At 54.1% G+C, this 25,047-nt stretch carries 22 protein-coding genes and 2 pseudogenes; 17 read left to right on the top strand and 7 right to left on the bottom strand.

Annotated features, from left to right (window positions below):
• The first annotated feature begins 8 nt into the window (after nt 1–8).
• The 8 genes from lpdA to QWV57_RS12095 all read left to right on the top strand — a co-directional run bounded on the left by lpdA (nt 9) and on the right by QWV57_RS12095 (nt 8,701).
• The gene (gene lpdA / locus QWV57_RS12130; protein ID WP_015375360.1) at nt 9–1,430 is read left to right on the top strand and encodes a dihydrolipoyl dehydrogenase; all 1,422 of its coding nucleotides are present in this window, start codon (nt 9–11) and stop codon (nt 1,428–1,430) included.
• A gap of 69 nt (nt 1,431–1,499) precedes the next feature.
• Nucleotides 1,500–2,495 carry a thiamine pyrophosphate-dependent dehydrogenase E1 component subunit alpha gene (locus QWV57_RS12125; protein ID WP_015375359.1) on the top strand — a complete coding sequence of 332 codons (996 nt, stop codon included), beginning with the start codon at nt 1,500–1,502 and terminating at the stop codon, nt 2,493–2,495.
• A gap of 13 nt (nt 2,496–2,508) precedes the next feature.
• A complete protein-coding gene (locus QWV57_RS12120) occupies nt 2,509–3,492 on the top strand; it encodes an alpha-ketoacid dehydrogenase subunit beta (RefSeq protein WP_011231859.1) in 984 nt (327 codons plus the stop codon).
• 37 nt (nt 3,493–3,529) lie between these two features.
• Entirely contained in the window at nt 3,530–4,873 is a 1,344-nt protein-coding gene (locus QWV57_RS12115; RefSeq protein ID WP_190300164.1) for a dihydrolipoamide acetyltransferase family protein, read from the top strand.
• Between the two features lie 119 nt (nt 4,874–4,992).
• Nucleotides 4,993–5,970 carry a YncE family protein gene (locus QWV57_RS12110; protein ID WP_033004865.1) on the top strand — a complete coding sequence of 326 codons (978 nt, stop codon included), beginning with the start codon at nt 4,993–4,995 and terminating at the stop codon, nt 5,968–5,970.
• Nucleotides 5,967–6,641, top strand: coding sequence for a response regulator transcription factor (locus QWV57_RS12105; protein ID WP_033004863.1), 675 nt, complete (start codon nt 5,967–5,969; stop codon nt 6,639–6,641). Before QWV57_RS12110 ends, QWV57_RS12105 begins: the two co-directional genes overlap by 4 nt.
• Nucleotides 6,642–6,643: 2 nt before the next feature.
• A complete protein-coding gene (locus QWV57_RS12100; protein ID WP_015375355.1) occupies nt 6,644–8,050 on the top strand; it encodes a sensor histidine kinase in 1,407 nt (468 codons plus the stop codon).
• Nucleotides 8,051–8,116: 66 nt separating this feature from the next.
• On the top strand, nt 8,117–8,701 hold the full coding sequence (locus QWV57_RS12095; RefSeq protein ID WP_015375354.1) for a Uma2 family endonuclease: 585 nt from the start codon (nt 8,117–8,119) through the stop codon (nt 8,699–8,701).
• Nucleotides 8,702–8,795: 94 nt separating this feature from the next.
• Here the strand turns inward: QWV57_RS12095 and QWV57_RS12090 are convergent.
• Nucleotides 8,796–8,930: pseudogene (locus tag QWV57_RS12090) on the bottom strand (type II toxin-antitoxin system HicB family antitoxin); the annotation flags it as partial.
• 186 nt (nt 8,931–9,116) lie between these two features.
• Between QWV57_RS12090 and QWV57_RS12085 the strand changes: the two are divergent.
• The 9 genes and pseudogenes from QWV57_RS12085 (at nt 9,117) to QWV57_RS12045 (ending at nt 17,415) form a co-directional block, all read left to right on the top strand.
• Complete coding sequence (locus QWV57_RS12085) at nt 9,117–11,165, top strand: methylmalonyl-CoA mutase family protein (protein ID WP_301099930.1); 2,049 nt, start codon at nt 9,117–9,119, stop codon at nt 11,163–11,165.
• Nucleotides 11,149–13,344, top strand: coding sequence for a methylmalonyl-CoA mutase (gene scpA, locus QWV57_RS12080; RefSeq protein ID WP_033004858.1), 2,196 nt, complete (start codon nt 11,149–11,151; stop codon nt 13,342–13,344). The genes QWV57_RS12085 and scpA overlap by 17 nt, the downstream gene beginning before the upstream one ends.
• On the top strand, nt 13,341–14,489 hold the full coding sequence (meaB, locus tag QWV57_RS12075) for a methylmalonyl Co-A mutase-associated GTPase MeaB (RefSeq protein WP_081132470.1): 1,149 nt from the start codon (nt 13,341–13,343) through the stop codon (nt 14,487–14,489). Before scpA ends, meaB begins: the two co-directional genes overlap by 4 nt.
• 32 nt (nt 14,490–14,521) lie before the next feature.
• Entirely contained in the window at nt 14,522–14,959 is a 438-nt protein-coding gene (locus tag QWV57_RS12070; RefSeq protein ID WP_020756259.1) for a BrxA/BrxB family bacilliredoxin, read from the top strand.
• Between the two features lie 41 nt (nt 14,960–15,000).
• Nucleotides 15,001–15,342 (top strand): hypothetical protein, encoded by a 342-nt coding sequence (locus tag QWV57_RS12065; RefSeq protein WP_223810928.1) that lies wholly within the window; start codon nt 15,001–15,003, stop codon nt 15,340–15,342.
• A gap of 26 nt (nt 15,343–15,368) precedes the next feature.
• Entirely contained in the window at nt 15,369–15,797 is a 429-nt protein-coding gene (locus QWV57_RS12060) for a HipA domain-containing protein (protein ID WP_020756257.1), read from the top strand.
• 167 nt (nt 15,798–15,964) lie between these two features.
• Complete coding sequence (locus tag QWV57_RS12055) at nt 15,965–16,261, top strand: HipA domain-containing protein (protein ID WP_223810927.1); 297 nt, start codon at nt 15,965–15,967, stop codon at nt 16,259–16,261.
• Nucleotides 16,262–16,264: 3 nt separating this feature from the next.
• Nucleotides 16,265–17,011, top strand: a complete 747-nt coding sequence (locus QWV57_RS12050; protein ID WP_020756988.1) for an HIRAN domain-containing protein — start codon at nt 16,265–16,267, stop codon at nt 17,009–17,011.
• 107 nt (nt 17,012–17,118) lie between these two features.
• Nucleotides 17,119–17,415 (top strand): annotated as a pseudogene (locus QWV57_RS12045) (nucleotidyltransferase family protein).
• Nucleotides 17,416–17,540: 125 nt separating this feature from the next.
• Here the strand turns inward: QWV57_RS12045 and QWV57_RS12040 are convergent.
• The 6 genes from QWV57_RS12040 to QWV57_RS12015 all read right to left on the bottom strand — a co-directional run bounded on the left by QWV57_RS12040 (nt 17,541) and on the right by QWV57_RS12015 (nt 24,964).
• The gene (locus QWV57_RS12040) at nt 17,541–18,173 is read right to left on the bottom strand and encodes a hypothetical protein (RefSeq protein ID WP_060787673.1); all 633 of its coding nucleotides are present in this window, start codon (nt 18,171–18,173) and stop codon (nt 17,541–17,543) included.
• Nucleotides 18,166–19,032 (bottom strand): ATP-binding cassette domain-containing protein, encoded by an 867-nt coding sequence (locus tag QWV57_RS12035; RefSeq protein ID WP_081133370.1) that lies wholly within the window; start codon nt 19,030–19,032, stop codon nt 18,166–18,168. Before QWV57_RS12035 ends, QWV57_RS12040 begins: the two co-directional genes overlap by 8 nt.
• Nucleotides 19,016–21,037: an ABC transporter permease gene (locus QWV57_RS12030; protein WP_301102088.1), complete on the bottom strand. Its 2,022-nt coding sequence runs from the start codon at nt 21,035–21,037 to the stop codon at nt 19,016–19,018. The genes QWV57_RS12035 and QWV57_RS12030 overlap by 17 nt, the downstream gene beginning before the upstream one ends.
• Before the next feature lie 353 nt (nt 21,038–21,390).
• Entirely contained in the window at nt 21,391–22,050 is a 660-nt protein-coding gene (locus tag QWV57_RS12025) for a hypothetical protein (RefSeq protein WP_081133343.1), read from the bottom strand.
• On the bottom strand, nt 22,047–22,916 hold the full coding sequence (locus QWV57_RS12020) for an ABC transporter ATP-binding protein (RefSeq protein ID WP_020279884.1): 870 nt from the start codon (nt 22,914–22,916) through the stop codon (nt 22,047–22,049). The genes QWV57_RS12025 and QWV57_RS12020 overlap by 4 nt, the downstream gene beginning before the upstream one ends.
• Complete coding sequence (locus QWV57_RS12015; protein WP_301099929.1) at nt 22,913–24,964, bottom strand: LTA synthase family protein; 2,052 nt, start codon at nt 24,962–24,964, stop codon at nt 22,913–22,915. Before QWV57_RS12015 ends, QWV57_RS12020 begins: the two co-directional genes overlap by 4 nt.
• Nucleotides 24,965–25,047: the final 83 nt, after the last annotated feature.

The following is a 25,047-nucleotide window of genomic DNA, read 5'->3' as shown; positions in this document are numbered from 1 at the left end:
AAGGCAAGATGGCAAAAGAATACGATGTCGTCATTCTCGGCGGAGGAACGGGTGGCTATGTGGCCGCCATTCGCGCCTCGCAGCTCGGGTTGAAAACGGCCGTTGTGGAAAAAGGGAAGCTCGGCGGCACGTGCCTGCACGCTGGCTGCATTCCGTCCAAAGCGCTGCTTCGCAGTGCCGAAGTGTACGCACAAACGAAAAATGGCGAGGCGTTTGGCGTCATCGCCGACGGCGTGCGCCTTGATTTTGCCAAAGTGCAGGCGCGCAAAGCGGCGATTGTTGAGCAGCTCCATAAAGGAGTGCAGCATTTGATGAAAAAAGGGAAAATCGATGTGTACGCCGGCACCGGCCGCCTGCTCGGCCCGTCGATCTTTTCCCCGCTGCCGGGGACGGTGTCGGTCGAAATGAACGACGGCAGCGAAAACGAAATGCTCGTCCCGAAATTCGTCGTCATCGCCACCGGTTCGCGCCCGCGCACGCTGCCGGGGCTCGAGCCGGACGGCGAATTCGTGATGACGTCCGATGAGGCGCTGCAAATGGAGACGCTCCCCTCGTCCATCTTGATCGTCGGCGGCGGTGTGATCGGCATGGAATGGGCGTCCATGCTCAATGATTTCGGCGTTGACGTGACGGTGCTCGAATATGCCGATCGCATTTTGCCGACAGAAGATGAAGACGTGTCAAAAGAAATGGAAAAACTGCTTCGCCGCCGCGGTGTCAACATCGTCACGGGAGCGCGGGTGCTCGCGGAAACGCTCGAAAAAGGAAACGGCGTCACAATCCAAGCGGAGCATCAAGGCGAGCGGAAAACGTTTGCGGCTGACAAGATGCTCGTTTCCGTCGGGCGTCAGGCGAACATTGAAGGGATTGGCCTTGAGAACACCGACATCGTCATTGAAAAGGGATATATTCAAACGAACGAGTTCGGCCAAACGAAAGAAGCGCACATTTACGCGATCGGCGATGTGATCGGCGGTCTGCAGCTCGCCCATGTCGCCGCCCATGAAGGGATCGTCGCCATTGAACATTTAGCCGGGCATAACCCGGCGCCGATTGACTACACGATGGTGCCCCGCTGCATTTACACCCGTCCGGAAGCGGCGGCGGTTGGCTTAACCGAACAAGAGGCGAAAGCGAAAGGCTATGATGTCAAGGTCGGCAAATTTCCGTTTAAAGCCATTGGCAAGGCGCTTGTGTTCGGTGAGGCGGAAGGGTTTGTGAAGCTCATCGCCGACCGGAACACGGACGATCTGCTTGGCGTCCATATGGTCGGGCCGCACGTAACCGATTTGATTTCCGAAGCCGGTCTCGCCCGCGTGCTTGATGCGGCTCCTTGGGAAATCGCCCATGCGATCCACCCGCATCCGACGCTGTCAGAGGCCATGGCGGAAGCGGCGCTGGCGGTCGATGGCAAAGCGATTCATTTTTAACCGATTTCGCCGTATGCGCGCGGCGCGTGATCATTGGTTGACTATGTGAATCTAAGGGAGGTTGTTGCGATGGCGCAAAACCGTCATCAGGCGCTTGGATTAAGCGATGACACGGTGTTGGAAATGTATGAAACAATGCTTCTCGCCCGCAAGCTCGATGAACGGATGTGGCTGCTAAACCGCGCGGGGAAAATTCCGTTCGTCATCTCATGCCAAGGGCAGGAGGCGGCGCAAGTCGGCGCGGCGTTTGCCCTCGACCGGACGAAAGACTATGTCTTGCCGTATTACCGCGATGTGGGCGTTGTCCTGACGTTTGGCATGACGCCGAGAGAATTGATGTTGGCGGCGTTTGCCAAGGCGGAAGACCCGAACTCGGGTGGCCGGCAAATGCCTGGCCATTTCGGGCAAAAGAAAAATCGGATCGTCACCGGTTCATCGCCTGTGACGACGCAAGTGCCGCACGCGGTCGGCTTTGCGCTGGCGGCGAAAATGGAAAAGAAAGATTTCGTCGCCTTCGTCACCTTTGGCGAAGGGTCGTCGAACCAAGGCGATTTCCACGAAGGGGCAAACTTTGCCGGCGTTCATAAACTCCCAGTCATCTTTATGTGCGAAAACAACAAATACGCCATTTCCGTACCGATTTCGAAACAACTCGCGTGCGAAAAGGTGTCGGACCGCGCCATCGGCTATGGCATGCCGGGCTATACGGTCGACGGCACCGATCCGCTTGAAGTGTACCGCGTCGTGAAAGAAGCGGCCGACCGCGCCCGCCGCGGCGAAGGGCCGACGCTCATCGAGGCGGTGACATACCGGCTGACGTCGCACTCGTCGGACGACGACCACCGCGTCTACCGGACGGAAGAAGAGCTCGCCGAAGCGCGCGCCAAAGACCCGATCGTGTCGTTTGCCAACTATTTGAAAGAAACCGGCGTTTTGACCGATGAACAAGATGAAGAAATTCAAGCGCGCGTCATGAAAGAAGTGAACGAAGCGACCGACTATGCGGAGAAGGCTCCGTACGCCGAGCCGGAGCATGCGCTTCGCTACGTGTATGCCGAGGAGTAAGGGGGAATCGACGATGCCTGTTATTTCCTATATTGATGCCGTCACGATGGCGATTCGCGAAGAAATGGAACGAGACCCGCGCGTGTTTGTGTTAGGAGAAGACGTCGGCCGAAAAGGCGGAGTGTTCAAAGCGACGCAAGGATTGTACGAGCAGTTCGGCGAAGAGCGCGTCATCGACACGCCGCTTTCCGAGTCGGCGATCGTCGGCGTCGGCATCGGCGCGGCGATGTACGGCCTGCGCCCGATTGCCGAAATTCAGTTTGCCGATTTTATCATGCCAGCGGTCAACCAAATCATTTCGGAAGCGGCGCGCATCCGCTACCGCTCGAACAACGACTGGAACTGCCCGATCGTCATCCGTGCCCCGTACGGCGGCGGCGTTCACGGCGCTTTGTACCATTCGCAGTCCGTCGAAGCGATTTTCGCCAACCAGCCTGGGTTAAAAATCGTCATGCCGTCGACGCCATACGATGTGAAAGGGCTGCTGAAAGCGGCGATTCGCGACGAAGACCCAGTGCTCTTTTTCGAGCATAAACGCGCCTACCGCCTCATTAAAGGGGAAGTGCCGGAGGACGACTACGTGCTTCCGATCGGCAAGGCGGACGTCAAGCGTGAAGGCGATGACATCACCGTCATCACGTATGGGCTGTGCGTCCATTTTGCCTTGCAGGCGGCCGAGCGCGTCGCCCAAGACGGCATTTCCGTTCACCTGTTGGATTTGCGCACCGTCTATCCGCTTGACAAAGAAGCGATCATCGAAGCGGCGAGCAAAACAGGAAAAGTGCTGCTCATTACGGAAGACAACAAAGAAGGCAGCGTCATGAGCGAAGTCGCCGCCATTATCGCCGAGCATTGTTTGTTTGATCTCGATGCGCCGATTATGCGCCTCGCCGGCCCGGACGTTCCGGCCATGCCGTATGCGCCGACGATGGAAAAATTCTTTATGATCAATCCAGAAAAAGTCGAAAAAGCGATGCGCGAATTAGCGGCGTTTTGAGGCGAAGACATTGCAGCCAAGATAGGAGGGTATCGATGTGGCCATCGAACAATTGACGATGCCTCAGCTTGGGGAAAGCGTCACGGAAGGCACGATCAGCAAATGGCTCGTTTCCCCGGGCGACAAAGTGAACAAATACGACCCGATCGCTGAAGTCATCACCGATAAAGTGAGCGCGGAAATTCCGTCGTCGTTTGCCGGCGTCATTCGCGAGCTGATCGCCAAAGAAGGGGAGACGCTCCCAGTCGGCGCGCCGATTTGCACGATCGAAGTCGAAGGCGCTGCACCGGCTCCGGAAGCGAAGCCGGCGGATGAAGCGCCGAAAGCAGAAGACAACGCGGAACCAGCCGCTCCGAAACAGACCGGCCGGGCAAACAACGGCCGCTATTCGCCGGCCGTGCTCCGCCTTGCCCAAGAACATGGCATTGACCTTGAACAAGTGAAAGGCACCGGCCTTGGCGGGCGGGTGACGCGCAAAGATTTGCTCAAACTCATTGAGTCCGGCCAAATTCCGAAAGCGGGAGAGGCACCGGCGGCGGAACAAGCGGCGCCAAAAGCGGAACCGAGAACGGAGCAGCCGGCCCCGGCCGCCGCGGCGGCTCAACCGTCTGCCGCTGCCGCGCCAACTGCGCCGCAAGCAGCGCCGGTCAAACTAGCGGCCCCGAACGTCGAAGCCGGAGCGGGCGACATCGAAATTCCGGTCACCCCGGTGCGCAGAGCGATCGCCGCGAACATGCTCCGCAGCAAACACGAAGCGCCGCACGCGTGGACGATGGTCGAAGTCGACGTCACCGACCTGGTCGCCTACCGCGATGCGATCAAAGACGAGTTCAAGCGGCGTGAAGGCTTCAATTTGACGTATTTCGCCTTCTTCGTCAAGGCGGTCGCCCAAGCGCTGAAAGAATTTCCACAGCTGAACTCGACGTGGGCGGGCGATAAGATCATTCAGCGCAAAGACATCAACATCTCGATCGCCGTCGCGACCGATGACGCCTTGTTCGTGCCCGTCATCAAGCACGCCGATGAAAAAACGATCAAAGGCATCGCCCGCGAAATCGCCGAGCTGGCGGCAAAAACGCGCGCCGGCAAACTGCGCCCGGAAGACATGCAAGGCGGTACGTTCACCGTCAACAACACCGGCGCGTTCGGCTCGGTGCAGTCGATGGGCATTATCAACTACCCGCAAGCGGCCATTTTGCAAGTGGAAACGATCGTCAAACGCCCGGTCGTGAAAGACGGCATGATCGCCATCCGCGACATGGTCAACTTATGCTTGTCGCTTGACCACCGCGTCTTGGACGGCCTCATTTGTGGACGCTTCCTCGCCCGCGTCAAAGCGATTTTGGAAAACATGAACAAAGACAACACGCCGATTTATTAACGATTCCCCCATCGCCATCGGTTGGCGGTGGGGGTTTTTGTGTGGCGCGATTTCAAACTTCTTTCACAAATGTGAGGTATAATGAGGGCGGAAACAAACGTGCGAAGGAGAAAAACAAGATGAAACGAGCGAGCGTGTGGATGCTGTTGTGCTGGTTCTTTCTGCTAAGCGGCTGCGTCCATCCGTCGTTTCCCCCGGTGGCCGATTCGCTTTCCGTCGTCATCAGCCTCGATGTCAAAGCGGGAACGGTCACCTTTTTGAACGCGAAAAATGGCAGCAAAATCGCCCGTTGGAACATCAATGAACCGTTTCAAGGCGGGGCGTTGAGCCCAGACGGCCGGACGCTTCTTTTGTACGGACGGGAGCTTGACGGCGTATATCGGTATGATTTGGCGACGGGAAAGCCGCTTTCAGAGTGGAAAACGGGAAGCGGCATCGTCAGCGCGGCCCCGTCCCCGGATGGCCGTACGTGGTTTTTCGGCGACAGCGAACATCACGCGGTGCGCGTTGTGAGCCGGGGCGGAAAAGAGATCGCCCGCCTTTTGGTCGGACGCTCCCCGATGACGCTGCTTGTCAATCGCCAAGGAACGGAGATGTATGCCATCGACTTTCAAGACGGCCGCGCTTTTGTCATTGATCCGAGGCGCCTTCGTGTCATTCGCTCATTTTCGGTGCCGAAGATGGCGTTAGGTGGATTGATGCGCGAGCAGCAAGGGGAATTGTGGGTCGGCGGACATGGAAGCGGAAGCAAGGTGGAGACCAATATCCATGTCTATTCACTTCGAGACGGCCGCTTGTTGCGGACGGTTGCTGCGCCGGTCATGCCGGTCGATTTCGTCGAAACGGGCCGCGGCGTGTTTGTGCTAAGCCACGGTTCGAACACGGTCTATCAATTTTCGCCAAGCGGGAAGCGGCTCGGCTCCATCTCTGTCGGCGCCAATCCATTTGCGATGGAAGCGGCGTTGGGCCGTTTGTATATCGCGAGCTATGACAGCGATGAAATTATCGTGGTCGATGAGGCGACGTTGCGTCCGCTTGTCCGTTGGAAAACAGGGGATGGCCCGCTGCAGCTATTCATTCGGGAGGGACGAACATGAGCGAACGAACCGTTTTAATCGTCGATGATGAAGAAGAAATGCGCCTGCTCGTTGGCATGTATTTGGAAAACGCCGGCTTTCGCTGCCTCGAAGCAGGGGACGGGGAAGAAGCGCTGGTGCTGCTTTCGCAACATCCGGTTGATGCCGTGCTGTTGGACGTCATGATGCCAAAACAGGACGGATTCGCCGTCTGCGCCCGCATCCGCGAGCAGTCGGACGTGCCGATTTTGTTTTTGACCGCGCTTGGCGAAGAATGGGACAAAGTGAAAGGATTGAAGCTGGGAGGCGACGATTACATCGTCAAACCGTTCAGCCCGGGAGAGCTCATCGCCCGCCTTGAGGCGGTGCTGCGCCGGGTGCAGCGCGTCCGCGAGCACGACGGACGGCTGCAATTTGGCGACCTTGCCATCGACGAAAAAGGCCGAACCGTGACCGTTGGCGGCAAACCGGTGAAATTGACGTTGAAAGAGTTTGAGCTGTTGCTGTTTTTGGCGAAGCACCGCGGTCAGGTGTTCAGCCGCGACAACTTGCTCGTCAAAGTGTGGGGATATGATTATACAGGAAACGCCCGCACGGTCGATACGCATGTGAAAACGCTGCGCATGAAGCTGAAAGACGCCGCTCGCCATATCCAAACCGTCTGGGGCATCGGCTACAAGTTTGAGGGATGAACATGAAACGGCTTCGGTTAGGACAAAAACTATGGCTGTCGATCGGCGCCGCGGTCGTGGTGACGCTGGCGTTTTCTTTTGGTCTTCTCAATTATTTTTACCGGACGGTGTACATGAAAGAAGTTGAGCGAACGTTGATCGCGGAAGGGACGAGCCTCGCCCGCGACTATCGCGGCGGGGCGGTGACGGAGGCATATCGCCGTCAAATCGAATGGTATGACGAAAAATCAACGGCCACGATCTTGTTGATTGACAACCCGCGCGAACTGAGCGCCTGCTTTCCGTTTCCGGTCCACTATGACGCGTTAGTCAGCGGCCGCGACCGGGAAACATTGTTAGCCGGGAAGCCTGTTGTCAAAACGGGATACGAAAAGCGGTTCGGCCGCCGCGTGATGGCGGTCGTCGTTCCGCTTTTGGACGGCAAGCGGCTTGAAGGAGCGATTTACTTGTATTTGCCGTTAGCCGACGTTCAGGAAGCAACGAAGCGGGCGGCCGCCGCGTTTTGGCCGTTGGCCGCCATATTCGCCGCCGCGCTTTTGGTTGTCGGCCGACGGATGGTGCGGCAGATGACCGAGCCGCTGCAGGCGATGGAACAAGCGGCAGAACGCATGGCGGAAGGACGCTACGAAGCGGACATCCCCGTGCGGAGCGATGATGAAATCGGCCGCCTGGCGGAGGCGTTCAACCAAATGGCGGACGCCATTGCCAAAGAAGACGAGCGGAAGCGCGAGTTTTTAGCGAACGTCTCGCATGAGCTGCGCACGCCGCTCAGCTATATGAAAGGATACAGCGAAGCGCTCCTTGCTGGCCTCGCGAAAACGAAGGAAGAAGAAAAGGCGTACCTTCGCCTCATCCACCGCGAAACGGAGCGGATGGAGCGGCTGGTGCGCGATCTTCTTGACCTGGCGCGCCTTGAAGGGCAAAGCGTGCCGCTCGAGCGCGAGCCGGTGGCGTTCGCCCAAGTGATCGAAGATGTCATCGCCACGTACGAACCGATCGCCGCGCAAAAGCGGATCGAGCTGGCGTGCGAGTTGGACTATGACATCATCGTCAACGGCGACGCCGACCGGCTCGAACAAGTCGTGCGCAACTTGCTTGACAACGCCATCCGCTACACCCCAGAAGGCGGTGTGGTGACGGTGCGGCTTTCCCGCTTGTCGGAAGCGGAAGGCGAGCTTGTCGTCCAAGATACGGGCAAAGGCATTCCAAAAGACCAGCTCCCGTTTCTCGGCCAGCGCTTTTTCCGCGTCGATCGCGCCCGCACTCGCAAAGAAGGCGGCACCGGCTTGGGGCTTGCCATCGTCAAACAAATCGTCTCTCTTCATGATGGCTCGATTCGGTTCGACAGCGACCTTGGACGCGGGATGACCGTATTCGTCCGCCTGCCGCTCGTTCGGGAAGAGGAATAAACATCGTTCAAGACACAGGAATGGATGGTGTATAATCAATATAAAATTAGGAGGCAGGTGGAGGATATGGGTTCACCAGAAAAGGAACAGGCCCCTATGACGTACAAAGAGTATGCGACATGGCCGGAAGGAAAACGGTGCGAGGTGTTGGATGGGAACATCATCAGCATGGCGCCGTCGCCGACACCGGAACATCAATCCGTTTCGCTCCAACTTTCCATTGAATTCGGGATGCATCTTCGTGGGAAGGATTGCCGCGTGTTGGCCGCCCCGATCGATGTGTATCTTTTCGAAGATCATCGAAAGGGATGGATGGATGAAAACGTCCGAAACTGGGTATGCCCCGATCTTGTCGTCATCTGCGACCAAAACAAAATTCAAAAAAACCGCATTGTCGGGGCTCCGGATTTGGTCGTCGAGATCTTGTCCCCCGCCACGGCCAAAATCGACCGGATGGACAAACGGATCGCGTACGAGCGGGCCGGGGTGAAGGAATATTGGATCGTTGACCCGGCGAATCAAGTGGTGGAAGTGTATTTGCGCGGAAAAACAGGAAGATTGGAACTTCATGGAGTGTACAACCGGGATGACGCCGTTTTGGTTCATGTATTGAAGGATTTCGTGATCGATTTGCGAAACATTTTCCAATGAATAAATGGCAGTTGAGATTTTCGCTAAGCGGCGATTTGGAGGGGGACGAGGGAGCATCGTCCAAGAGAGCATGCAACAACGCCCTCTTCCTTTCATGTTTTTTCAGGGCTTCTTGGAGGATTTGTGAATCGTTGAGATGGTGTTGTTTCGCCAAGTCATCGAGCCATTTCGGGATCGTTCATGTTTTTTTGACCGCTTTGTTTTCCATTTCATGGCGAAATGGTGGCATCAGCAAGTTGTTTGCCTTTTTGTTCATTGCCCAAACGCGGCCGATGTACTACAATAAACATAGAAACCGTTTTTTCCCACACGAAGCGTCATCAGCGTTTCGTTCTGAGCAGACGGGTTCGAGAGGGAAAGGTGCGGCTTGAAAAGAAAGCGGTTTCTTATGTCTGGAAGGCAAAGGGGGATCGGAATGAGCGATGTCGCAAAGATGAAGGAAGCGGCGTTTCCGGCTCCGAGGGTGGAGGAGTGGGAGCGGGAAGCGGAAAAGTCGCTGAAAGGCAAGCCGCTCGAGCGGCTTGTATCGATGACGTACGAAAACATTGCGGTCAAACCGCTCTATACGCGCCGCGATGTGGAGGCGCTCGGCCCGCTTGAGCAGTACCCGGGCTTTGGCCGCTATGTGCGCGGGGCGCGGCCGGAAGGGTATCGGGGCGAGCCGTGGAAGGTGAGCCAGGAGATTTCGGCAGCGAGCCCGTCCGACTGGAACGAGGCAGTGAAGCACGACTTGGAGCGGGGGCAGACGGAAATCCATCTTGCCCTTGGTCGGCTGCCGTTTGCCGTCGAGTCGGTTGATGATGTGGCGGCGATGTTTGATGGCGTGCCGCTCGATCGCTATTCGCTCCGTGTGGACGCCGGGGCGCGGTCGCTTTCGTTTTTGGCGCTGCTTGTCGCTTATTTTAAGGAACAGGGAGTGCCGCTATCGAGCGTACGGGGCGCGATCGGCATGGATCCGCTCGGAGCGTGGGCGGAACAGGGGACGCTCCCGTGTTCGCTTTTGCGGCTGTATGATGAAATGGCGGAAGCAACGAAGTGGACGAAGGAACAGATGCCTGCCGTCCGCACGATTTTGGTGCGCGGCGAGCCGTACCATAACGGCGGGGCGAACGCCGTGCAGGAGCTGGCGTTTGCGCTGGCGGCGGCGGTCGAGTACATCCGCGCCGGGCTGGATCGGGGGCTGACGGTGGATGACATCGCGACACGGATGCAAGCGTCGTTTGCGGTTGGGGCGGACTTTTTTATGGAAATCGCGAAACTGCGGGCGGCGCGGCGGTTGTTTGCTCAAGTGATGGAGGCGTTTGGCGGCGGTGAATCAGCAAGGCGGATCGAGCTGCATGTGCGCACGTCGCCCTTTACGAAAACGGTGTACGACCCGTATGTGAACATGCTCCGAGCGGCGGCGGAAGCGTTTGCGGCCGTTGTCGGTGGCGCCGATGGCGTGCACGTGTCGCCGTTTGACGAGGCGATCGGACTCGCCGATGAGTTTTCTCGGCGCATCGCCCGCAACACGCAGCTCATTTTGCTCGAAGAGGCGCATGTGGCGAACGTCATCGATCCGGCAGGCGGCTCGTATTATGTGGAAACGTTGACCGCCAAGCTCGCCGAAGAAGCGTGGAAGCTGTTCCAGCGTGTGGAGGAAAAAGGCGGCATGGCGAAGGCGCTCGAAGACGGCTTCGTGCAGACGGAAGTGGAAGCGGTCGCCAAGCGGCGGCTGGATCGTGTCAAGACGCGGAAGGAAAGAATCGTTGGCACGAACGTGTACGCCAATTTGGAGGAAACGCCGGTCGAAAAACCGAAGCAAGACGCAGCGAACGTGGCGCCGCCGCTGAATGAAAAGCGGGTGGCCGAGATTCGCAGCGCGCTTGTCGGCGGAAAGTGGATGGAAGCGGCGATTCGTGCGGCCCGCCGTCGAGCAACCGCTCGGGAGATCGCAGCGGCGCTTGCTGACGGAAACGCGTCCATCCGCATTGCGCCGATTCACGCATGGCGCTTGGCCGAGCCGTTTGAGCAGCTGCGGAAGGCAGCCGAGGAGTATGCCGAACGCACGGGAAGCCGGCTTTCCGTTCACTTGATCAATATCGGGCCGCTTGTCCGCCATCAGGCGCGCGCCGATTTCATCGCCGGGCTGTTTGCGGCCGGCGGGGTGGCGGCTGAGCGGAGCGATGGCTTTGCCTCGGTCGCGGAAGCGGTCGAATGGGTGCAAAGCACGAGCGGGACGCATTATATCGTGTGCGGCGCCGATGACGATTACCCGGCGTTCGTTCCAGCGTTGGCTCGGGCGTTTAAGCAAGCCAAGCCGAACGCGAAGCTGTATGTCGCCGGAAAGCCGCCGGAAGAGCTTGAGAGAACGTACGCGGACGCGGGCGTGGACGGATCGATTCATCTCGGTTCGAACGCGTACGAGGTGATCGTGGCGTTTCTAACGGAAAGAGGGGTGGCGCTTGATGGCGAAGTACGTTGATTTTGCCAACATGACGCTTTCCGCCATAGCGGCCGATGTGGATGAGAAACAGTGGAGAGACGCGGTGGAGCGGCGCGTGCAAGCGTCGATCGATGAGCTGTTGTTTCAGACGAACGAACACATTGCGGTGAAGCCGCTTTATACAAAGGAAGACATCGATGGGCTTGATTTTCTTGATTCTATGCCCGGCTTGCCGCCGTACTTGCGCGGGCCGTACCCGACGATGTACGTCGTGCGGCCGTGGACGATCCGCCAATACGCCGGCTTTTCGACCGCCGAGGAGAGCAACGCCTTTTATCGGCGCAACTTGGCGATGGGGCAAAAAGGGTTGTCGGTCGCCTTTGACCTGGCCACCCATCGCGGCTATGACTCCGACCATCCGCGCGTCGTCGGCGACGTCGGCAAAGCAGGGGTGGCCATCGATTCGGTGCTCGATATGAAAATTTTGTTTGACGGCATCCCGCTCGACCAAATGTCGGTGTCGATGACGATGAACGGGGCGGTGCTCCCGATCATGGCGTTTTACATCGTCACCGCCGAAGAGCAGGGAGTGACGCAAGACAAACTGTCCGGCACGATTCAAAACGATATTTTGAAAGAATATATGGTGCGCAACACGTACATTTATCCGCCGGAGATGTCGATGCGCATCATCGCCGACATTTTCGCCTATACGGCCAAATACATGCCGAAGTTCAACAGCATCAGCATTTCCGGCTACCATATGCAGGAAGCCGGGGCGCCGGCCGATCTGGAGCTGGCGTACACGCTCGCCGACGGGCTTGAGTACGTGCGCACCGGCTTGAAAGCGGGCATTGACATCGACTCGTTCGCGCCGAGGCTGTCGTTTTTCTGGGCGATCGGCATGAACTACTTTATGGAAGTGGCGAAACTGCGGGCGGCGCGCCTCATGTGGGCGAAAATGATGAAAACGTTCAATCCGAAAAATCCGAAATCACTCGCTCTCAGGACGCATTCGCAAACGTCGGGTTGGAGCTTGACTGAGCAAGATCCGTTCAACAACGTCGTGCGCACGCTCATCGAGGCGCACGCGGCGGCGATGGGGCATACGCAGTCGCTCCATACGAACGCCTTGGATGAAGCGATCGCCTTGCCAACCGACTTCTCGGCGCGCATCGCCCGCAATACGCAGCTGTACTTGCAGGAAGAAACGGGCATTTGTCGGACGATCGACCCGTGGGCCGGTTCGTATTACGTCGAGACGTTGACGAACGAGTTGATGAAGCGGGCGTGGGCGCATATCGAAGAAATCGAAAGCTTAGGCGGGATGGCGAAAGCCATTGAAACCGGCATCCCGAAAATGCGCATCGAAGAAGCGGCGGCCCGCCGCCAAGCGCGCATCGATTCAGGAGCGGAAACGATCATCGGCGTCAATAAATACCGCCCGGAAAAAGAAGAGCCGATCGACATTTTGGAAGTCGACAACACCGCCGTGCGCCAGCGGCAAATCGAGCGGCTGAACGAGCTAAAGGCGACGCGCGACAACGAGCAGGTCGAAGCGGCGCTTGACGCCATCACGAAAGCGGCGGAAACGGGCGAGGGGAACTTGCTCGAGCTTGCTGTCCAAGCGGCGCGCGTCCGGGCGACGCTCGGGGAAATTTCGTATGCGATCGAAAAAGTGGCGAGCCGTCATCGCGCCGCCATCCGCTCGATCAGCGGCGTTTACAGCTCGGAATACAAAAACGAAGCGCAGCTGGAACGGGTGAAGCGACGGGTTGAGCAGTTCGCCGAACTCGAAGGACGCCGCCCGCGCATCTTGATCGCGAAAATGGGGCAGGACGGCCATGACCGCGGGGCGAAAGTCATCGCCACGGCGTTTGCCGATTTAGGATTTGACGTCGACATCGGCCCGCTCTTCCAGACGCCGGAAGAAACGGCGCGCCAGGCGGTCGAAAACGACGTGCACGCTGTCGGCATCAGCTCGCTCGCCGGCGGGCATAAAACGCTCGTGCCGCAGCTTGTGGCGGAGCTTGAAAAACTCGGCCGCGGCGACATTCTCGTTTTTGTCGGCGGCGTCATCCCGCCGCAAGACTACGCGTTTTTGTATGAGCACGGCGCCGCCGCCATCTTCGGGCCGGGAACCGTGATTCCGGAGTCAGCGGAAAAGGTGTTGGAGGAAATTTACGCCCGGCTTGGCTATGAGGAAGTGAACCAATGAACGGCGAAGAGAAACGGCGGGAACAGGAAAGCGGCCAGAGCGCAGCTTCGGACGGGCAGCCGCGGCGCCCGGAATGGGCGGACGACAATGGCTTGTCGTCGTACGTGCAAGCCGAGCGCCCGCCGGCGCCAAAGCGGGTCGTGAGACGGAAAGAGCGGTCGGTCGAAGAGTACGTCCAAGGGGTGCTCGCCGGCGACCGCACCATTTTGGCGCAGGCGATTACGCTTGTCGAAAGCAATGCGTCTAGGCATATGGATCTTGCCCAGCAAGTGCTCAATGAACTGCTTCCGCACGTCGGCCGCTCGATTCGCATCGGCGTCACCGGCGTGCCGGGGGCGGGAAAAAGCACGTTCATTGAAGCGTTTGGCACGTTTTTATGCGAGCAAGGGCACCGTGTCGCGGTGTTAGCCGTCGACCCGACAAGCTCATTGACCGGCGGCAGCATCCTTGGCGACAAAACGCGGATGGAGGCGCTTGCCCGCCATCCGCACGCCTTCATCCGTCCATCTCCATCCGGTGGGGCGCTTGGCGGCGTGCATCGGAAAACGCGCGAGACGATGATGCTGTGCGAAGCGGCCGGCTATGACATCATCCTCGTCGAGACGGTCGGCGTCGGGCAAAGCGAGTTTGTCGTCCGCGGGATGGTTGACTTTTTCCTGCTGCTCGCCTTAACCGGCGCCGGCGATGAGCTGCAAGGCATGAAGCGCGGCATCATGGAGCTGGTCGACGCCATCGTCATCAACAAGGCGGACGGCGATAATAAAGAAAAAGCGCGGATGGCGCAAAACGAATACAACCAGTTTCTCCATTACCTCCGCCCGGCCACGCCCGGCTGGGAGACGAAAGCATACACATGCTCGGCGCTGTTGGGCGAAGGGATCGCCGACATGTGGCGCGTCATTCAAACGTTTGTCGAAACGACAAAGCGATCCGGCGTCTTTTTTGACCGCCGCCGCCAGCAGCAAAAAGACTGGATGCACGCCATGATCAAAGAATATATCGAAACGCGCTTTTTCGCCGACCCGATCGTGAAAGAAAAGCTCCCGATGCTCGAGAACAGCGTCATTTCCGGCGCCAAGCCGGTCACCGCCGCCGTCCGCGAGCTGATTGAAGCATACGAACGGAGCCTCGGCGGCGAAGTATGATATGATAAAGGCAAACCGAAGGAGGTGTTGAGATGTTCCAATTTCAATTTCCGCTCTATCACGACATCGTCGAACAAGCGCGGCGTGAAGCGGTCGAAGCCGGATTTGAAGAGCTACGCACGCCGGAAGACGTCGATGCGGCATTCCGCCGTCCGGGCACCACGCTTGTCCTCATCAACTCCGTATGCGGCTGCGCCGGCGGCATCGCCCGTCCCGCAGCGGCCCATGCCGTTCACTACGACAAGCGCCCGGACCATTTGGTGACCGTCTTTGCCGGCCAAGACAAAGAAGCAACCGCCCGCGCGCGCGAATATTTTGTCGGCGAGCCGCCATCCTCGCCGTCGTTCGCCTTGTTAAAAGACGGGAAATTGTGCGCCATGCTGCACCGACACGACATCGAAGGGCACGAACCGGTCGCTGTCGTGCAAAAGCTGCAGGCGCTGTTCGATGAATATTGTGAGGAAGTGTGAAAGGAGAACCCGAAGTTCGAAAAGGGACTTCGGGTTTTTGCATGACCATTATTGTTTGTGATAATATAAAAAGAGATCAGAGACAGGCAAACAGCAGTGCATATGATCATCATTTTAGCAGGCTTCTCTTGCGATCAACTTTTTCTCTTGTTTCTATCAAAAACCAAAAACTAAAAAAAGGATCATCTTTTATGGAGTTATATGATGTTAGTCATTGGAAAAAAGATGAGGAGCGGCAAGCTTCTGGGACAAGAGAGAAGTTTTGGTTAATTAATCCAGATAATAAACGTCGGTATCTATTTAAAGGCTCTTCACCACAACATGTACTTGACAAGCAATACGGTTTCCTGCCCAAAGATGTGCAAAAATCACTGATTTGTTGATTTTCCCTCACAAGCGTAAATAGAGTATGTTCAGAAAAAATCAAGTACAACTTTTGGTGAAGAGCCTATTTAAAATTCCTAAGGAAAATACTGGGGAAGCGTGGGCAGAGGTTGTTGCATCCAAAATCGGCCAACATATAGGGTTAGATATGATGAAGGCCGATTTAGCTGTTTACGATGGAACAATAGGTATTTTATCTGAAAATTTCGTCTTATATAATGAGGAATTTTATGAAGGTGGCGATTTGTTCTTTACAATTGAAGAGAGTTTTGATCGCCGCAATTTAAAACATTATCATTTTCTGAATGTAATAAAAGTGTTGTCTGGATTTCATCTTGAAAAAGAATTTGTCCAAATCCCTGTATTTGACGCGCTAATCGCCAATCAAGATCGTCACTGTGATAACTGGGGGATTATTGTTCACCACACTAGCTGCAAGCTTGCACCTATATAAGTTGAAACTTTGTTTTACATCCAGTAGAGCGCCCGCCGCATTCTACCAAACTGACTTGTATGAAGGAAAACAGAATCGAGCAATCGGAAAATCTTTATTACAACTTATATATATATGATAACGGGGCGTCGCTAAGATACCAATTGAAGGAAGAACGTATTCTAAAAATGTTTCAAGATCAGAGAATGTTCGAAGCTTTTACAAATCGGAGTTTTTCTTTAATCGGACTTCCTCATAAGAAGAAGCCTAAATATAAAGAATTACTAAGTTTCATTTATGAATTGTATCCAAAAGAAATGAAGAAGGAAATTGATCGTATCAGTCAAATAAATGAGCAACAAGTCACAACTGTTTTAGATGGTGTTTCAGAAAATGTCATGAGTAAAATTTACAAAGAATGGGTATTAAAATTATTACAGTATCGAAAAGAATGGCTCGTAAATTGGTATATGGAGGTGAAATAAGCGATGCGCCCTTTTGTGCTTTGGTTAATTTGGCAAAATGAATGTACTCGGCAGCGATATCATATTGGAAACTTATTACACGATGGGGATAAGTATGTATTTTATTATGAACGCAGCAGGAAGAGAAGAGGACTGTTCGAAGCACTAGAAAACGGTTATCAACCTCATTTGTCGTTTCCGGATATAGGAAAAAAATACGTTTCTAACAGATTGTTCGGGCCTTTTGAGCGGCGTTTGCCTGACCGGCGCCGTCCGGATTTTTTAGAAATTTTGCGGACATACGGCTTGCCGCGCGATTGTACAGATATGGATATGTTGCGAGCGACTGGTGGTAAACTTGCGACAGATTCTTATGAATTTGTAGCGCCAATTTATGTATGGGGAAATCATTTCGATTTTGATTTTTATGTCGCCGGTTGGAGGTATTATGAGGGAGATCAAGTGGTTCAACATCTTAAAGTGGGAGATGAGGTGCATTTTCGGTTAGAGCCGGAGAATAGGCAAGATTCTAAAGCAGTAGAAGTGTTAACAGATGAAGGGTGTAAGCTAGGGTATATTCCTGCTTTCTATAGCGAGTTTATGTTTAACCTTATTCAAAACAACGGGCGTTATATGGCGAGAATTGAATCAATTCATGTTGAGGCTTTTCCTCAGCGCAAAGTAAATATAAGTGTCTACGGCGAGTTCCTTCCGTCTTATCAGACGCAAGATCTCGATATGTTGCATCAAATATCGTTAGAAGTGATTTAGTCTGTTCACTGTTTTCTGAAGTGAGCATGTTTGATTTCAGATGAATGAATATGTCCACGAAATCGAAGCGCTGCTGCAAAACATCAAAGAAGAAGTGATCGACCGTGATGTATGGAATGAGCCCGACCGTGTTTGAACGGCTGATGGCGTATTTCGCGGGCGAAGAAGATATACAAAAAGTCGTTTTGTTCGGCTCGCGGGCGCGCGGCATGGCCCGCTACAACTCGGACATTGACTTGTGCATTGACTAGACCGGAAAACAGAAGTGGAAAATCAAAGAGGATCTTGACGAGATTGTCGGCATTTACTCATGTGATGTGCTCTTTTTCGACGCGCTGAACGAAGCGATCCGGCGCGAAATCGAGCGCGACGAGAAGACGATTGATGACAAAGCCCGCTCATAAACTATTTTTGTTTAGGATGGTCTGTCCCGTATCGGGGAGATGAGGTGGGGGCTGTACGGGTGTGTCCAACGAACGGAGACCACACCAGCAAGCCCCCACATTCCTCTGTTGGGTTCCGCCCTCGTTTACCAAAACTCCCGTCCAATCAAAACGGCGGCGATCACAATGCCCGCCCCCAGCCACATCATGGGGAGAAGGAGGGACAGCGAATCGGCCGGCGCTTGAAACAAAAACAGATGTGGCCACGGCATGAACGTTCCTTGCGTTGCGACTTCCATAAACGTATAGACCGCGATGACGGACAAGGCGACATCCAGGCTGCCAAAGACGCCTAACAAGGCAAGCCCAATCAACTGGTAAAACAAAAACAACAGAAACAGGTGCCCCAACACGGGAGCGGTGAGAAACATCGTTCCTTGAATCCCTATGACCGCCGCGACAAGAAGAGCGATGCATCCCCCATGCAAAACGGCATAGCGGACCAAGTCGAAGACGACCGCTTTCCGGTAATGCCATACCAACGCGTCTTTCGCCCCTTCGTCGTACAAATGGCGGTACAAAAAGACGAGATGCCATCCGGCGATCGGCACGGCAATGCCTTGGATGACGGTGTACGGCAAAAACGGTTCGTCGGAGCGGGCGGACAAGACCGCCATCAACCCGACGCACAGCCCATACACGAGAAACGGAAACCAGTACAATCGGCCGAGCAAGCGGCGGTCAAAAGAAAAATGATGGGCGATCGTTTTTTTATCCATGCGCTTCCGCCTCTTTCAACAACGCCAAATATCCGTCCATCAGCCGCGGGGCGACAGGCCGGCCGATGGGTTGTTCGGACAAGACGCGCACGACGACGTGGGAAGGCTCTTCGCTCATTTGAACGACTTCGTTGGCGGCCATGATCGAGTCGAGTTCCGCAAACGGCACCTCCAACTCATACGTATAAGGGGCGGCTTTTTGCTTGAGCTCATCGGGACTGCCTTCAAACAGCACCACGCCGCGGTCCAACACCCCGATTTTCGTGCACAGAAATTCAATGTCCTCGACAAGGTGCGAAGAGATGACGATCGTATGATCGTGCCCCAGCCGCTTCAACAAATTGCGAAACCGCACGCGCTCGCGGATGTCAAGCCCGGCCGTCGGCTCATCAAACAGGAGGATGGACGGCTCCCGAAGCAGCAGCATGGCAATGCCCACCCGCCGCCGCATGCCGCCGGACAGCTCGCGCATTTTTTTGTTGAGGTGCGAAGACAAGTTGACTTGTTCGATGACCTTCTCGATTTTGGAGCGGCAGGCGGCGGGATGTTCCCCTTGCAAGACAGCGAGATGCTCAAGCACTTCATACATCGTCAGCTCGGGATACATCATAAACTCTTGCGGCAAATAGCCGATCTCGTTCACCCGCTTCACTCTCGTGCCCGTGCTGATCGGCTCGTCTCCGAGCGACACCCGTCCGGCATTGAACTCCAACAGTCCGGCCACAATGCGCATCAACGTCGTCTTGCCGGCGCCGTTTGGCCCCAGCAAGCCGTACACGCCGGAGAGGGTGAGGGAGACATCGGATAAAATCGGCTTCTTTTTCACGATTTTCGTCAATCCTTCAATGACGACCGCCAACGCCGTTCACCTCCTGCATCATCTCCAAGATGCGGTCCCATGTCCAACCGTCGTCCATGTTCGCATACCATGTCCGCAAACATCGTTGCTTTTGGTCGACATCCAGCGGCTGAAACGCCTGATAAATGGCTTCAATTTGCTTCTTTACGGATGACGGCTGCGACTCGAACCACTCGCTTTTGGAGCTCCAGTCGATCACCGAAAGGCCTTGTTTTTGCATCAGCCAGCGGGTGGCCAGCGAAATCCACTCGTTGTACATGATCCGCGATCCTTTCGGCGGAACCGAAAGACGGAGCATTTTTTCATAATAATCTCGTTCCATATGATAGGTGCCAATCGAAAAAAAATTCGTGTTATAGACAAGATGGTCATGGGCCATAAACGAGGATAGCCCCGAGCTGGAGAACACAATCTTGTTCGGCAGCGATGAAACCGCCGTGGATGCGATTTGTTGTACATGATGAAACGTTTTTTTTAACTGGCGGATGACCGTCGGCGCCCGTTCCGCCATGTGCGGCCAGTCAGCGGGGTAGGTGATCTCATATCCTTGATCGACGAGTTGATGCCCTTGCCCTTTGATCAAGGTGACCGCCTGCGCTTTCCCTCGGTAAACCGTCCCCCGCTTTGGCACATTGCAAAACAGCACATCGCCGTCCACGTTCAAGGTAAAGGTGTACGTTTCATTCGGAACGAATTGATCGGTGAACGCCCCATCCCAAGCTCTCGTTCCCGCCACCCGATATTCATAAGCCCGATACATGTGCGAAGCCCTCCTTTTCGGATACCACGCCCGATCCGCCAACAGGACGATGCGGCCGTTCGTGTACGGAATGAGCGCCGTATCGACGATCTCATAGGAAAAGGTGAGCGTCGAGGTGCGTTTCGGCAGCCGCACGGTCACGAGATCGCCGTTTCTCGTAAACGTGACGGGCTGGTGGTCCGCTTCAATCGAGTGGAGCGGATACAAATGGTACAGTTGAAACGTGGGCCGGTTCGTGTCCAACTGGGACAAGGCCACGCGCACGACCGCGCGCGATCCATGCAAAGAAATGTCATACGACTGGATACGGTAGCGCAAATCGGCTTTCGTCTCTTGTTTCATCTGGCGGTATTCCTCGAGTTCGGTCGTCTGATCGGCCCGAGTGAACGCCTTGGTGTTCGTTTGCAAGGAGTGGTAGGCGGTTAGGACGATCAGAAACGGGAAGACGAGAAATGCTTTCAAGACGGCGTTTCGCTCCTTTCTCGTCTGCGTAAAGCGGATCGACGACAACAACGCCAACCCGACAAGGGAAAGAAACCATGCGGCCCATTTCCATTCCCCGCCGCGGTCGACCTCAAACCCGATGTAGGAATCATACGCCTGTTGAATGGCGTGTTTTCCGATAAACAGCAGCGACGTCCAGTCGCGGGCATGAACGGTTTGGGACAAATCGATGAACAGCTCAGTCGTCATCGGGCCGGTCAGGATCCATACAAGCAACATAGCGAAAAAACTGACCTTTTTCGTTTCCAACAGCAGCGCGATGATGACGCCGTACAGAACGGTGAGCACGAGCGGTCCAAACTGGTAGACGGCGAGAAACCGAAGCAGCGACCAATACAGATCCGAAGGCTCCACCCCAACGAAGAGATACACGAGTGAAAAAACGCCGTAGCTCATCATCAGCATGATCCCTTGGCACAGCGCATGAACCGCCAGCAAGGCGCTCATTTTCTCCAGCAAAATCCGGTAGCCGTCGGCGAACCATGACGAAACGCCGTAACGAAGCTCGTTGGAGTAGAGAAAGTAGAACCATACGATGTAAAAGAGCGAAACGATTTGAACAAGCATGAACACTTCAGAAGGCAAATCTCCAGAGTATTCCATGCCTGCATTCATATCGTCTGAAAAGAATAAAACGAACCTGACAAGCAGCAAAACAAAAAATAGGATGCTGGCGCCAACGTATAACTTGCTTTTCAACAATCGTTTCCAATAAAAAACAAACAGCCATTTCCACCTCATCACCGATCAACCGCTTTCTTTCTGAGAAGTTGACAAATGAAAAATGCGGTCAGGGATCTCCGCATTCTTTTTTAGGCGTATCCCTGACTTCCTCATCATCCGGATTCGGCATCGTTATTTGACCGTAATGGTCACGTATCCTCTTGAACCAACCGTTTGGCCAACAATTTGGCCATAATACTTATCGTCTTTGGTTTGTGGAAAACTGCGCGTTTCTTCTTGACCAGGATTGAGCCAGTTGGTGGAGGCGACGACGCTGTCGGGCCACCAATTGATCAATTTGTAAGCATAGCCTTTCGTTTGGATGGTAAGCCGTTATTTGCCGCCAAACGTCAATGATCCCCTATCTGCTTTTATTGAGGTTTCCGATCTCCTTTGCTGATCCAGACAATGGTGATGAATGCTGCTAGAAAGATGGACAGCGTTAACATGATGAATTTGTTGATGAGCATCGGTTCCCAAACCGGCGGCTCGAACAAAAAGATATGCGGCCAGGGCATGAACGTTCCTAATGTGGCCACTTCAAGCACCGTATAAATAAAAATGACTGTCAGTGCGATATTGGTGTTTTTTGTAAGAACAAGGGAGGCAGTGCTGAAAAATAGGTAAAAGAACGTCAATAGAATGAAATGAATGAGATTCAAAAAAGACAAAGAAGAAACTCCATATTTCCACATGAATGCCCCGCTTAGCACGACAACCCCCAACAAATGGATGAAAGAATAACGTACAATATCGATCCAAACCCATTGCCTATAGTAAGGGACAAGCGTCTCTTGCGCTCCGTCTTCATACAGTTCGCCGAACCGATAGATGAGGCACCAGCCGGAAAACGGGATGAACAGCCCTTGGATGATAATCACATTGTCGTAAATACTTGGCGATTTGCGGGGAACAAGCAAAATAAGCAACAGAGATAGGATGAACATCGCTGGTGGGATAAAAAAGGCTCCGCCCATTGTCTTGCGGTCAAACACGAATGCGGTTCGCATCCATTCGATGTAAGCTTTCATCTTGGTTCCCCTCTCCTGACAACAGCCAAATATCCGTCGATCAATCGCGGCGCCACCCGTCTCCCCCCTGTTCCCCCGTTTTTGGAAAATACTCGCGCGTGAATGCCATCCTCTTCTTCGAGAAGCTGCACCACTTCTCGCGTTGCGATCAAGTCATCCAATTCTTCGGGGTGTATGCAATATTCCCATACGCAGCCTTTTGCGCGGGACTTCAGCTCAGACGGCGTGCCTTCAAACAACACTTGCCCTTGTTTTAAAACCCCAATTTTGGTGCACAAAAACTCAATGTCTTCCACAATGTGCGAAGAAATGACAATCGTATGCTCGGAACCAAGCTGTTTGAGCAGATGGCGAAAGCGGATTCGCTCTTCAATATCCAAGCCGGCCGTCGGCTCGTCAAACAGCAAGATGGACGGCTTTCGCGTCAATAAATGAGCAATTCCCACCCGTCGCCGCATTCCCCCGGACAGCTCGGACATCTTTTTCGTCTCATGGCCGTTCAAGTTCACTTTTTGAATTGCTTCGGCAACGGCCGCGTGCCGTTCGCCTTTGTCCATCATTCCTTGCAATAAAGCGAGATGGTCAAGCGCTTCTTCGACCGTAATGTTTGGATAAACCATGAAATCTTGCGGCAAATAACCGATCCGTTCATGAGCTTTCACATATTTTCCTTTGGTGCAGCTTCGTTCGTCGATCGCCACCTGCCCTTCATCCATGGGTGTCAAGCCGGCCAATATTTTCATCAATGTCGTCTTGCCGGCTCCGTTCGGTCCGACTAACCCGTAAATCCCCTCTATGCAGAGCGATACGTTCGATAAAATGAGTTGTTTTTTGATTCGTTTCGTGACGCTGGATACATGGATCATGTTTGTCCCTCCTGAACCATGCGGATGAGTTGTATCACTTTCTCCCAGCTGCCATCTGCTCCTTCTCTCATTTGTTTGTACCATAAAGCCAAAAATGTTTGTTTTTTCTCATCGGATAAGCGTTCATACTCCCCAGACAGCTGCCTCAGCACTTCCTCTGTTTTCACGTCAGGAGAGTCGACTGACAAAGTCAAATCAAACGTCAAATCTCCTCCGGAATAGGGAAGGGCTAATTGTTGTTGGAACCATCTTGCCAGCAACTCTTGAAACACTTCTTTTTGCATCGATGAATGTACTCCCCTCCAAAGAAGTCCTTCTGTTATGATTTCCGGCAAATACATCAATGTTCCTTCTTGGGAGCGAAGGGAATATGGCGTATCAATTTGAAGAAGCAAATGATCGCTGCTATATACGCTCCGTTGTTCACCATGGGGAGCGAGCAACACGATGTTCGTCGGCAACTTTGCCTCTTTTAAATCGAACATCTGCACGATGTCATGGTGGATGCGCCGTACATGACGTTCGAAAACCGGCCAATCCCGCTCAAGATTCGGCCAATCGGCGGGGTGCACGATCTGCCACGGCCCGATTTTTTCCTTCACAAACATTCCCGCTACGGCTGTAATGCCGCCGGACACAACTCCTTCGTACGTTCCGTCGCTTCGGCGCGGCAAATTCGTATAAAACGGCGCCGTTCCGTGAAACGACAACGTATAGCGGATCGGATGGCTCGGTTGCATCGATACAGGCACCGGACTGGAATGAACATTCACAAAGGCAAACGGCGCATGTTCGGCTTTTGTCGGCACCCAGCTGAAATCGCTCGGCAAAAACAAATAGTGCGGTGAAATCGGAATTTGCGCGGAATCGTTCATTTGATACTCAAATGTCCATTCGTCGGTCAAGCGATTGGGTGAACGTTTGACCGTGATGACATCCCCCTGTTGAATAAACGGCAGCTGTTTTCCGGTTTGATCGGTGATTCGCTTCAGAGAAAAATGATGATAAAGCACGAACGACAGCGTGTCGCCCCGAATTTGCCGCAAGGTCACTTTCACTTTCGCATGGACACCGTTTTTGGCCTCCAGCTGAATGTCGTACCGTTCAATCGAATAGTGCAATGTGCTTGGTTGGATGGTTGGATTGTGAGTTTGGTAGTAAACGTTTTCTTTAGCCAAATCAGCGTAGCTGAACACCAGTTTGTTTCCGGTGAAAAGATGCGGAAACAACCAAGCATCCCCCGCTAAAAGCAAAACGACACCTGTAATAATGGCCGCTTTCTCCTTTGTCGTGCGGGCCGTTTTCCAAAGAATGGCCCATACCGCCATCATCGACGTTAGAATCCAAAACAATAGTTTCATGTACGTCGGAAGGCTGACATTGTATCCAACGACGTCACGAAATACATCGTCCATATTCAACGGACCGATGTAGAACAAACTACGGATGTCAGAAAAGGGGATGCGATGGAAATAACGAGAAAACAATTGTGTATTCATCGGGCCGATGGCCAGCCAAATGACCATCATCCAGGCAAAGCTTAATCGATTTTTCCCAAACAATAGAGCAGTGAAAATACCAAGAAAAAAGGCAAATACGAACGGCAAGAGCCAATACACCGCAATGTACGACGCCGTTTCCGTATACAACGAAGAAAAGGGAAGACCCCATGTGCGGTAAAACTGCCATACAAGTACAACTTGCAGACCGGTGAAGAATGAAAGAAACAGCAAGTGATTCACGAACAAGGCGGCGATTTTCAACGCCGTGATGCGCAGTGAGCCGGCAAACAAAAGATTGGCGCCAAATCGATATTCATCAGAGAACAACTTATAAAAAAACACCATAAACAGTAGCATGGCTGCTTGGACGATTAACGTCATTTCCCCGACAAAGTTTCCATAATCCGTCTTGCCAAAGGAATCATGCTGGCGAATGAGAAAGCGCATCATCAGCATGATGAACCAAAATGTGTAGGTTCCCATATAGAGAATGCTTTTTCCCATCTGTTTGGCGTAAAACCACGATAGGCTAGTAAACAACGTCATAAGGGGTCACTCCATTTTTTCAGCATGATCGCATCCATCAACGATAAAAGGAAGCAAGCGAACGCCGGTGTGATGGAGCCGTG

Origin of the sequence: Geobacillus zalihae, assembly GCF_030414215.1 — a bacterium.
Classification (GTDB): domain Bacteria; phylum Bacillota; class Bacilli; order Bacillales; family Anoxybacillaceae; genus Geobacillus; species Geobacillus zalihae.
This window is presented reverse-complemented; position numbering and strand designations above follow the sequence as displayed.

What these genes read in the sequence shown, in the direction of transcription:
- lpdA (WP_015375360.1), top strand. Translation starts at nt 9, where the DNA reads ATGGCAAAAGAATACGATGTCGTCATTCTCGGCGGAGGAACGGGTGGC.
- QWV57_RS12125 (WP_015375359.1), top strand. Translation starts at nt 1,500, where the DNA reads ATGGCGCAAAACCGTCATCAGGCGCTTGGATTAAGCGATGACACGGTG.
- QWV57_RS12120 (WP_011231859.1), top strand. Translation starts at nt 2,509, where the DNA reads ATGCCTGTTATTTCCTATATTGATGCCGTCACGATGGCGATTCGCGAA.
- QWV57_RS12110 (WP_033004865.1), top strand. Translation starts at nt 4,993, where the DNA reads ATGAAACGAGCGAGCGTGTGGATGCTGTTGTGCTGGTTCTTTCTGCTA.
- QWV57_RS12105 (WP_033004863.1), top strand. Translation starts at nt 5,967, where the DNA reads ATGAGCGAACGAACCGTTTTAATCGTCGATGATGAAGAAGAAATGCGC.
- QWV57_RS12100 (WP_015375355.1), top strand. Translation starts at nt 6,644, where the DNA reads ATGAAACGGCTTCGGTTAGGACAAAAACTATGGCTGTCGATCGGCGCC.
- QWV57_RS12095 (WP_015375354.1), top strand. Translation starts at nt 8,117, where the DNA reads ATGGGTTCACCAGAAAAGGAACAGGCCCCTATGACGTACAAAGAGTAT.
- QWV57_RS12085 (WP_301099930.1), top strand. Translation starts at nt 9,117, where the DNA reads ATGAGCGATGTCGCAAAGATGAAGGAAGCGGCGTTTCCGGCTCCGAGG.
- scpA (WP_033004858.1), top strand. Translation starts at nt 11,149, where the DNA reads ATGGCGAAGTACGTTGATTTTGCCAACATGACGCTTTCCGCCATAGCG.
- meaB (WP_081132470.1), top strand. Translation starts at nt 13,341, where the DNA reads ATGAACGGCGAAGAGAAACGGCGGGAACAGGAAAGCGGCCAGAGCGCA.
- QWV57_RS12070 (WP_020756259.1), top strand. Translation starts at nt 14,522, where the DNA reads ATGTTCCAATTTCAATTTCCGCTCTATCACGACATCGTCGAACAAGCG.
- QWV57_RS12065 (WP_223810928.1), top strand. Translation starts at nt 15,001, where the DNA reads ATGACCATTATTGTTTGTGATAATATAAAAAGAGATCAGAGACAGGCA.
- QWV57_RS12060 (WP_020756257.1), top strand. Translation starts at nt 15,369, where the DNA reads ATGTTCAGAAAAAATCAAGTACAACTTTTGGTGAAGAGCCTATTTAAA.
- QWV57_RS12055 (WP_223810927.1), top strand. Translation starts at nt 15,965, where the DNA reads ATGTTTCAAGATCAGAGAATGTTCGAAGCTTTTACAAATCGGAGTTTT.
- QWV57_RS12050 (WP_020756988.1), top strand. Translation starts at nt 16,265, where the DNA reads ATGCGCCCTTTTGTGCTTTGGTTAATTTGGCAAAATGAATGTACTCGG.
- QWV57_RS12040 (WP_060787673.1), bottom strand. Translation starts at nt 18,173, where the DNA reads ATGGATAAAAAAACGATCGCCCATCATTTTTCTTTTGACCGCCGCTTG.
- QWV57_RS12030 (WP_301102088.1), bottom strand. Translation starts at nt 21,037, where the DNA reads ATGAGGTGGAAATGGCTGTTTGTTTTTTATTGGAAACGATTGTTGAAA.
- QWV57_RS12025 (WP_081133343.1), bottom strand. Translation starts at nt 22,050, where the DNA reads ATGAAAGCTTACATCGAATGGATGCGAACCGCATTCGTGTTTGACCGC.
- QWV57_RS12020 (WP_020279884.1), bottom strand. Translation starts at nt 22,916, where the DNA reads ATGATCCATGTATCCAGCGTCACGAAACGAATCAAAAAACAACTCATT.
- QWV57_RS12015 (WP_301099929.1), bottom strand. Translation starts at nt 24,964, where the DNA reads ATGACGTTGTTTACTAGCCTATCGTGGTTTTACGCCAAACAGATGGGA.